A 9122-nucleotide genomic window follows, 5' to 3' on the forward strand; every position below is an offset into this window, starting at 1 on the left:
GTTTTCTTTCTCATCACTTGTCTCAAGCGACTTGTCTATAATATCACGCCAGGAAAGCCCATGTCAACAGGTTTACCCAAAAATATTTCCATATCTTAATAGGGGCATGATCACATGAAACCGGAATGTCCTTTTATCACATGAGACTCAATGAAAAAGCCGACTCCCTTCTATGAATAATCTTCACAGGAAGAAGCCAGCTGATTAAAAAATCGAGATTATATCATTCGATGTACGCCATCTCCTACAGAAACCACATAAAAGTCTGCGGCATAACCTATCGTTTTCAGGTATGCTTCACCTACCTTGGAGATAAAGTCATCAATATGATCATTTTTCACAATGGAAACAGTACAGCCCCCGAATCCGCCACCTGTCATTCTCGATCCGATGGTTCCTTCATTTTTACTTGCCAGACTCACCAGAGTATCCAGCTCCACTCCTGTTACCTCATAATCATCCTTTAACGATTCATGAGAAGTATACATAAGCTTTCCAAAAGCTTCGATGTCATGATTTTCAAGAACATCAACAGCTTCTAATGTTCTCAGATTCTCTTTGACTGCATGACGCGCCCGCCTGATCAGGACAGGATCGCCAATAATCTCGGTATGAGCGAGAAAAGTTTCATAATCAAGTTCACCTAGTGACTTTATTTGAAGCTTCGTCTGAAGCCTTCTTAATGCTTCCTCACATTCTGCTCTTCTTTCGTTATACTTGGATTCCTGAAGTCCTCTCTGTTTGTTCGTGTTCGCGACAACAATGGAAGCATCCTGCAGCAGAATATCGGTATATCTGTATTCCATCGTATTCGTGTCCAGAAGCATCGCTTTGTTCTTTTTTCCCATGGCTATGGCAAACTGATCCATGATTCCCGAGTTGACTCCAATAAACTCATTTTCGGTTTTCTGACAGAGCTTTATCATATCCAGCATTTCAATCTCAAGACTGAAGAATTCTTTAAGGATAAAGGCCGTAAGAACTTCTATGGAAGCTGATGAGGAAAGACCTGCTCCATTTGGAATATTGCCATTAAAGGAGATTTCAAAACCCTGACTTATAGAATACCCCGCTTCCAGGAACATTTTTAATACACCTTTAGGATAGTTCGCCCAGTCATGTTTCTTCTCATATACAAGTTCATCAAGCGTAAACTCCACAATCCCCAGCTTAGAGAAATTTTCCGAGTACAGTCTTATCTTATGATCAGCTCTTTTTCTGGCAGCTCCGTAGGTTCCTATTGTCAGAGCGCAGGGGAATACATTGCCACCGTTATAGTCGGTATGTTCTCCAATGAGATTCACTCTGCCAGGAGCAAAGAACAGCCCGTCAGCATCCTCTCCAAATATCTTCTTGAATGTGTTCATCTCTTCCATTACATAAACTCCTTCATATATATTCATCATCCGTACTTTTACCCTATTCTTCTCAAGATATATTTCCATTTAAGCTGCTGACGCTTTCTCTTATTTTCAGCTTGACCGGAATGACAACCCGTTTAACATAACGCCTGTCTTTTTCCAGTATTTCAGAAAGAAGATCCACGGAAGCTTCTCCAAGATACTCTGTATATACTCTAACTGATGTCAGAGACGGTACCATATATTTCGATCCAGGCAGATCGTTGAACCCCACGATACTTATATCTTCGGGAATTCTCAGTCCACTTTCATAAATCGCTTTATATGCTCCTACAGCCATGTTGTCATTACCGCAGAAAAATGCTGACGGTCTTTCTTCTTTTTTCAGCGCTTCGTTCATCAGACTGTACCCATCCTGATGGGAGAATTCTCCGAAATAACAGTCCTCCTCCTTAAAGATGTCATGAAAATACATGAACTCTTTGAAGTACTGAAATCTGAAGTCAAACACAGGCTTTCCACTGTGGTACTCCTCTTTTCCCCCCAGGTAACCGATTCTTCTGTGCCCGCATCCATGGAGATACCCCATGAGTTTGTTCATGGCGTCCCTGAAATCTATAACCACTGCATCATAACTATCGCTGGGAGAATAATCTACAACAACGATTCTGCTGTTCTGCGAGACAATCTTTTCGAGATCATCTTCGTCGTATTTACCTATGGCAATGATGGCATCAACAGAATCAAGATCTGTAAAGACACCCGCATTTGCATATCGCTCCACTTCATAGCCCAGTTCCATGCATCGTTTTTCGACACTCAGTCTGATATAGAGATAATATGGATCACCCAGTTCTCTGCTCGAATCATACCAGTGAAGAATGCCTACCTTAACTTTCTTTCTGCTTTTTCTTTTTCTCACCGGAACATATTCCAGCTCCTCTGCAATTTCAAATATCCTTCTTCTGGTTTCATCTGAAACACTAAGAGAATCATCAAAATTCAGCACTCTGGATACCGTTGCACTGGATACTTTAGCCTGATCCGCAATATCTTTTATGGTTACCATGTTTTTACCTCCATAACAGTTTCACTCTCATAACAGTTTTACTCTGAATGATCATTCTTTTCTATTCTAAAACGACGGATGCAAACTGACAATGATATTGCATCCTGTTATCTGATTCTTGAATTTTTTAGGATACATTCAGAAAAACTTAGTTAAGCGTTTATAGATGCCTAAATTACTTCAATGCAAACTTGATCTGAAATCAAATATGGTGTTTCAGCACTGACAGTGATTACTCCAGATTCACCTGTGGTCTTTACCCAGAATGCAATCGCACCGCCCGTCATAACCGTCTCAGCTGGTCCGATGACCGTTCCAGGCCCTTCAACATTGAAGCTTATTCTTTCAAATCCATAGATCGATATATTTTCAATCCTGTCTGTAAGCGTCACAATGACCCGTGTCACATCATAGGAATCGTCATATCCTTTTGCCTTAAGTTCCCTGTCATCCACCTGGATGATCAGTCTGGAAGGTACAGGATCCTTCAGGAATTTTCTGCGTATAACTTCTTCTCCCTTGATATATCCGATAAAGAGCGCACCATTCCAGAAATCTCCCCATGTGGAAATCATTTCATCAATGATGATCGGCGGTCTTTTCAGACCAGGAAACTTCTTGAAAGCCGGCTTGTACTCTCCGATTTCTTTCTCACCTATAAACATCTTCACACTGTCGCAGTTGGTGTAGATGTCAAGAGGCATTACACCGCCTTCCTGACGGTCTCCCTGTGTCCAGTTGGTCAATGGCTCAAGGACTACTTCAACTGATGGATCCTTCTGACTGGAGTAAACATAGGAAGCATATTTGGGGAGTCTAAACATATCCATGACTCCGTGATAGCAGATTCTGTCTCCTGATCCAAACTGATAGTGTGTATTGTAGTCAAATCCACACCATCCGATGGCACCTGCAATTCTTCTGTCTCTGCCAATCTCATCATGGGCATAGGCATGGCGGTTTGCATGCTCAACTCTCCACTGTTCCGGGTCATACCTTTTTGTCGGATGCATGTGGCCTGCGAATTCAGTGATCATGAATGGAACATCTTTTTCAAGACCCGTTACCGCTCTCTGATCTCTATGTCTTCTTTCTTTGAATCCTGCCTGAAAATCATTGAAGGTATAGACATCTTCAATCAGCTCACTGTCCTCTATGAACCTGACACCTCCGGTCTGCCTCGTTGTATCGAGACGTCTTGCCATATCATTGGTTCTTTTATAGAAGTCATGAAGATCAGGTGACTCGTTGATTCTTACACCCCAGATCATGATTGAGGGATGATTCCAGTCTCTTTCAATCATTTCTCGGACGTTATCTACTGCCACATCCTGCCAGGCTTCATCTCCTATATGCTGCCAGCCTGGAATTTCCTCGAAAACAAGCAGTCCGATTTCATCACACCGGTTCAGAAAATGCTTGGACTGAGGATAGTGAGAAGTTCTCACCACATTCAGACCAAGGTCGAATTTCAGAATATCCGCATCCTTTTCCTGTGCACGTCTTGGCATTGCATACCCCACGTATGGAAAGGACTGATGTCTGTTCAGACCCATCAGCTTGATATTTCTGTTGTTGAGATAGAATCCGTCCGCTCTGAACTGAACTGTCCTGAAACCGTATCTGATTTCAGCCGAATCGGAGATGTCCTTTCCTTCCACGAGTTCGACTCGAACATCATAGAGAACGGGATGGTCAAGATCCCATAGTTCAATACCCGAAAGATTTTTCAGCGCAACTGTCTTCAGATTCTTCCCTTCATTCACTTCAATCTCAAGTTTCATACGTTCGATCACTTCATTGTCCTTTGATAGAGAAACCTGAAGCTTCATTTTCTTCCTGACTATTGAATTGATGAAAACCTTGATATCTAATGCATCAAGCTCTTCGTCATGTTCAAGCTTTGTGTTTTCTATAAATGTATCCTCTACAGCTCTCAGGTAGACTTCACGATAGACGCCGCCATAACAGAGATAGTCGATGACAAAACCGAAAGGAGGAATATCGCTTCTCTCAGTGGAATCCACCTTAAGGACAAGCTCATGTTCTCCTGTGGTTGCTGCGGAAGTGATCTCAACAGTGAAGGGTGTATATCCCCCCTTATGACTACCCACAATCTTCCCGTCCAGATATACTTCCGTATAGGTCATAACCCCTTCAAAATCGATGAAAATTCTTTTCCCATCCATCACTTCCGGTATTTCAAGTTTTCTCTTATAGCATGATACAAACTGATACATCTTTTCATCAAAATTACTAAATGGAGTAACCTTGTTGGCATGAGGGATAATGATGCTGGAAAATCCATTCATATCCTCAAAGTCCGATATATGGTTCTCACTGTAGTTTTCATGATAATACCAGTGGCTAAGTGGTAATACAGTTCTCAATTGAGATCCTCCTTTAAAACAGCAAATATTATTCACTCTATTATTCTTTCATAATCAGCTACCGCTATGGTAATCGGTTACAAATTCAATGTTATAACAGATCATATATGCTGTCAATGAATTTAGTTAATGTTTTACTAAAAAATACAGTCATATTAACTAATATTTAACTGACCGGAAACGAATGAAGAGCACATGTTGTCTGCAATATATTTCTAATATTTCTGAGAATTGATAACTTATTGTAAATGTGTGAACGTCTATACGTTTCTATACTATAATGTAATTACATTCTGATTAAGGAGGTGTATTTTTGAATTTCTATAATATGATCTCAGTCCCCGTCATCATCATAAACTTCCTTATATCTATGACGATTATTTTCAAGAATCGTGAGAAGCCTGAAAAATCCATCGGATGGCTGCTTATTTTTATGCTGGTTCCATTTCTTGGTCTAATACTATATTTTCTTGTGGGTAGAAACTGGCAGTCAAAAAATCTTAAAGAACGGCTCTCTCCTGAAATGATTGATTTTGTGAAAACCAGTCTGGACGAATATGTAGGACCATATAAAGAAATGGCCAAAATGGTCACCATGGGCAACGGCAGTCCTATATTTCTCTATAATAATATTACGGTATATAAAGATGGAGTTGAAAAGTTCGAAGCGTTGCTGACAGATCTTGAAAGCGCGAAACATCATATCCATATGGAGTACTATATCGTGAAGTCTGACGAGATCGGAAGAAAAATATTCGATGTACTGATCAGAAAGTCTCTTCAAGGCGTAAAGGTCCGTTTCATCATGGATAAAATCGGCGGCAGAACTTTTGACAAAGAGTATCTGAGAAAGGTCAGAGAGAGCGGAATCGAACTTGTAACCTACAGCGCTCACTTTGCAAGCATCGGGAAACTGATAGATACTTCCATAAATTATCGAAATCACAGAAAAATCGTCATCATCGATGGAAAGATCGGTTATCTTGGTGGAAACAATATCGGAGACGAGTACCTGGGCAAATCAAAATTCGGATACTGGAGAGACTCTCATGCAAGAATCGAGGGTGAATTTGTACTTGGACTCCAGGCACTGTTCTTCGACGATTTCTTCTCCGTACTGTCGATCAATGAAGATGCCAAAAAGTGGGAATATGACAAGAAGAGACAGAACTACAAAAGAGAAGATGATCTCAGCCTCTATTTCCCGCTCAGTACCATTACAAACTATCTGCCCATGCAGCTGATTTACAATGGACCTGGATCACCTTACTCAACTGTTGAGCAGCTGTTCCTGAAAATGATCGGGTCTGCCAAAGAAAAGATATTCATAAGCTCACCCTATTTCATTCCTTCGGATTCACTCATGCAGGCACTTAAGGTAGCTGTACTCTCGGGTATCGATGTGAAAATCGTTTTCCCCGAACAGTATGATCATCCTCCTGTGGGACATGCATCCATGACCTATATCAAAGAACTTCTAGATGTTGGTGTGGAATTCTATTTCTATGACAAAACTGCGTTCTATCATAACAAGGCTATCGTAGTTGATACCAACATATGCACATTAGGTACGGCTAATTTTGACGTGCGAAGTCTGTATTACAACTATGAAGTCAATGCGGTCATCTATGATGAACTGACTTCTGCTAAGATGGAAGGATTCTTCTATGACGATATTGCCCAAAGCCGAATGCTGACTCTTGACGAATATAACCAGGGAAGTGTATTTACTCATCTTAAAGAAAGCTTCTTCAGAATCTTTTCCCTGCTTTTCTAGATCTGTGCACGAAAGTTCTGATGAACAGCCGACGCTGATCTGACGAACCCAAAAAGGAATGGGCATATGCGATATTAAAAGCATATTCCCATTCCTTTTATTCATTTATCCTCGCTTATTGAGATCATCTTAATCGCTTAAAACCATTAACTTAATCTAAAAATCCGTCAAATTCTATTGTCTGTTCCTTCGGTACACCAAAAATTTTATAACTGAGTACCATCGAATATACACTGTTGATATAATTTTCATCCTTCAGATTGATTTTAAGTACCAGCAGATTATTCTCACTGATGTCTGCATCAGTTATGGATACATAATCGACTGTTCCTTTTGAGAGATTATCCTTATATCCTGATTCATCCAAGGTTCCTGTATGCTTCTCCATGTCTATGTAGGGCACTATCTCAACTTCATCATTATTCTGATCGATCATTAAGCCGTCACTGTTACGCAAGCTGACATCAACAAGCTTTGGACGAAATAGGCCACTCCAGTTCAACCCATAACCGAGGTAATAGTTCTCATTAAGGCTGATTCCTTCTCTAGAAAATGTTGAGGTGCTCGATAAACTGAAAGTACTGTAATAATAATTTGCGACGAATACCAGCATAAGAACAGTAATCAAGACAATGATCCCTTTTTTCATACTTCCATCTCCCCATATAGTATATCTCCATATCTGTGCGTAATTATTTTTGGGTTTCATGCTTTAATCATATTGTATATATGATACTGATTATTTTCATATAAATCAAGAATATTATATAAGTTCTTATATTCAATAAGACCAGAGCACCGAGTTACACAATGCTCTGGTCTTTTTATACTTTGAAAGGTACTCGACAATAATGTAGCTATCATGAAGGAAGCAGCATTTCCCCTTAAAGATCCAGAAGTTTTTTTGCATCAACATAAGCCGCGATTCCCTCTGCAACTTTTTTCGCTTCTTTCATCGCTTTAACTACAGTTGCGGGCTGATGGACCACATCACCTCCGGCGAATACGCCTTTAAGAGTCGTCATGCCGTATGGCTTTTCTCTTGTCACGACATAACCTTTCTCATCTACATCAATTCCTTCTGTGGTAGAAACTATCCTTTTAGCAGGCTTGCTTCCAATGGCGACCAGCATAACATCCCCTTCAAGGATTTCTTCTCCCTCTTCAGTCATTACCTTTATTGCACAGACTTCATCCCCTCTGCCCAGATATTCAATCGGATTACTGTTGAATCTGAACTGCACACCTTCTCTTAATGCATCTTCATATTCTGCTCTAGTCGCGGGCATATCTTCCTCAGATCTTCTGTAGACAACGCTCACCTCTTTGGCACCAATCCTCACCGCCGTCCTCGCCGCATCCATAGCAACGTTGCCACCTCCGATGACAATGACTTTGCTGCCTTCCTTTACGATCACATCGCTGCTGTTCAGTTTTCCTTCGTTTGCCAGCATCGAAGTTCTCAGAAAGTAGGAGGACAGTTCGACTCCTTTAAGTGACTTTCCAGGAATATCCAGATTGTTCGATACATTTGTCCCCGTTCCGATGAACGCTGCATCGAATCCGGACTGAAATAACGTGTCCACTGTAAAATCAACTCCAGCAACCATATTTGTCATAAAGGTGACCCCATAGGATTCAATTTTTCTGATTTCTCTTCTCACAACATCCTTCTGAAGTCTGAAATCCGGTATACCATAAAGAAGGATTCCGCCTGGTTCCGGAAGCGCTTCATATACCACAACATTAAACCCGATTTTTGCAAGATCCCCTGCGATGGTCAGTCCGGCAGGACCCGATCCTATGACTGCAACCTTCCCTCTTGTCTTTCTTGGAATCTTTTCGTTGATCAGACCCATGGTATGATCAAAGTCCGCGACAAACCTTTCGAGTTTACCGATATTTATCTCCTTGCCGGCTTTTGCCAGAATACAGTGTCCTTCACATTGAAGATCATGAGGACATACCCTTCCACATATAGCAGGAAGGTTGGTCTTTCTCGCCAGTATTTCTCGTGCTTCTCCAAAGTTTCCTTTTGATATTTCTTTTATAAACTCTGGGATGTCATTTTCAATGGGACATCCTCCTATACAAGTCGGATTCTTGCAGTTCAGACATCTCTTTGCCTCAGCAACCGCTTCCAGCATATTATAACCCTGATCTGCATCAATGATATATAGTCCTTTTGATTCCATATTTCCCTCACTTCCATTCATCGTTATCTGTATATTGACTAATTTTGTCATACTTGTTATTTATTGTCAATGATTTATCCTGTTGTTCTTCTGTATTTTTCCGCACAAAAAAAGCTCCAGGCATTACGCTTGGAGCTTCTGTAACTGGCGACGACCTACTTTCCCACAGGGCCTCCCCTGCAGTATCATGGGCTCTAAAAGGCTTAACCGTCGTGTTCGGAATGGGAACGGGTGTAACCCTAAAAGATATAGACACCAGATCTTTGAAAAAACAGTGATGTTCCTTCAAAACTGCATGTGGAGAGAGTAAAGAATGGTACCGGAGCATCT

General features: G+C 40.9%; 6 protein-coding genes and 1 rRNA gene. 1 reads left to right on the top strand and 6 read right to left on the bottom strand.

The features are described from left to right. Positions 1 to 218: 218 nt before the first annotated feature. The 3 genes from RTX25_RS14215 to RTX25_RS14225 all read right to left on the bottom strand — a co-directional run bounded on the left by RTX25_RS14215 (position 219) and on the right by RTX25_RS14225 (position 4820). A complete protein-coding gene (locus RTX25_RS14215) occupies positions 219 to 1376 on the bottom strand; it encodes a galactokinase (RefSeq protein ID WP_312654572.1) in 1158 nt (385 codons plus the stop codon). A 52-nt stretch (positions 1377 to 1428) separates the two neighbouring features. Continuing rightward, positions 1429 to 2430 carry a LacI family DNA-binding transcriptional regulator gene (locus RTX25_RS14220; protein WP_312654573.1) on the bottom strand — a complete coding sequence of 334 codons (1002 nt, stop codon included), beginning with the start codon at positions 2428 to 2430 and terminating at the stop codon, positions 1429 to 1431. Between the two features lie 170 nt (positions 2431 to 2600). Then, positions 2601 to 4820: a glycoside hydrolase family 2 TIM barrel-domain containing protein gene (locus RTX25_RS14225; RefSeq protein WP_312654574.1), complete on the bottom strand. Its 2220-nt coding sequence runs from the start codon at positions 4818 to 4820 to the stop codon at positions 2601 to 2603. 313 nt (positions 4821 to 5133) lie between these two features. Here RTX25_RS14225 and cls point away from each other — a divergent pair, with 313 nt between their 5' ends. Next, the gene (cls, locus tag RTX25_RS14230; protein ID WP_312654575.1) at positions 5134 to 6597 is read left to right on the top strand and encodes a cardiolipin synthase; all 1464 of its coding nucleotides are present in this window, start codon (positions 5134 to 5136) and stop codon (positions 6595 to 6597) included. A 151-nt stretch (positions 6598 to 6748) separates the two neighbouring features. Here the strand turns inward: cls and RTX25_RS14235 are convergent, their stop codons facing one another. The 3 genes from RTX25_RS14235 to rrf form a co-directional block, all read right to left on the bottom strand. Next, entirely contained in the window at positions 6749 to 7246 is a 498-nt protein-coding gene (locus RTX25_RS14235) for a hypothetical protein (protein ID WP_312654576.1), read from the bottom strand. 235 nt (positions 7247 to 7481) lie between these two features. Next, the gene (locus tag RTX25_RS14240; RefSeq protein ID WP_312654577.1) at positions 7482 to 8792 is read right to left on the bottom strand and encodes an NAD(P)-dependent oxidoreductase; all 1311 of its coding nucleotides are present in this window, start codon (positions 8790 to 8792) and stop codon (positions 7482 to 7484) included. Positions 8793 to 8934: 142 nt separating this feature from the next. Then, positions 8935 to 9052, bottom strand: a 5S ribosomal RNA gene (gene rrf, locus RTX25_RS14245). Between the last annotated feature and the right edge of the window lie 70 nt (positions 9053 to 9122).

Origin of the sequence: Proteiniclasticum sp. (assembly GCF_032054185.1) — a bacterium.
In the GTDB taxonomy this organism is placed as follows: domain Bacteria; phylum Bacillota; class Clostridia; order Clostridiales; family Clostridiaceae; genus Proteiniclasticum.

Coding starts and splice junctions, on each gene's coding strand:
- RTX25_RS14240 (WP_312654577.1), bottom strand. CDS start 8,792: ATGGAATCAAAAGGACTATATATCATTGATGCAGATCAGGGTTATAAT.
- RTX25_RS14220 (WP_312654573.1), bottom strand. CDS start 2,430: ATGGTAACCATAAAAGATATTGCGGATCAGGCTAAAGTATCCAGTGCA.
- RTX25_RS14215 (WP_312654572.1), bottom strand. CDS start 1,376: ATGGAAGAGATGAACACATTCAAGAAGATATTTGGAGAGGATGCTGAC.
- RTX25_RS14235 (WP_312654576.1), bottom strand. CDS start 7,246: ATGAAAAAAGGGATCATTGTCTTGATTACTGTTCTTATGCTGGTATTC.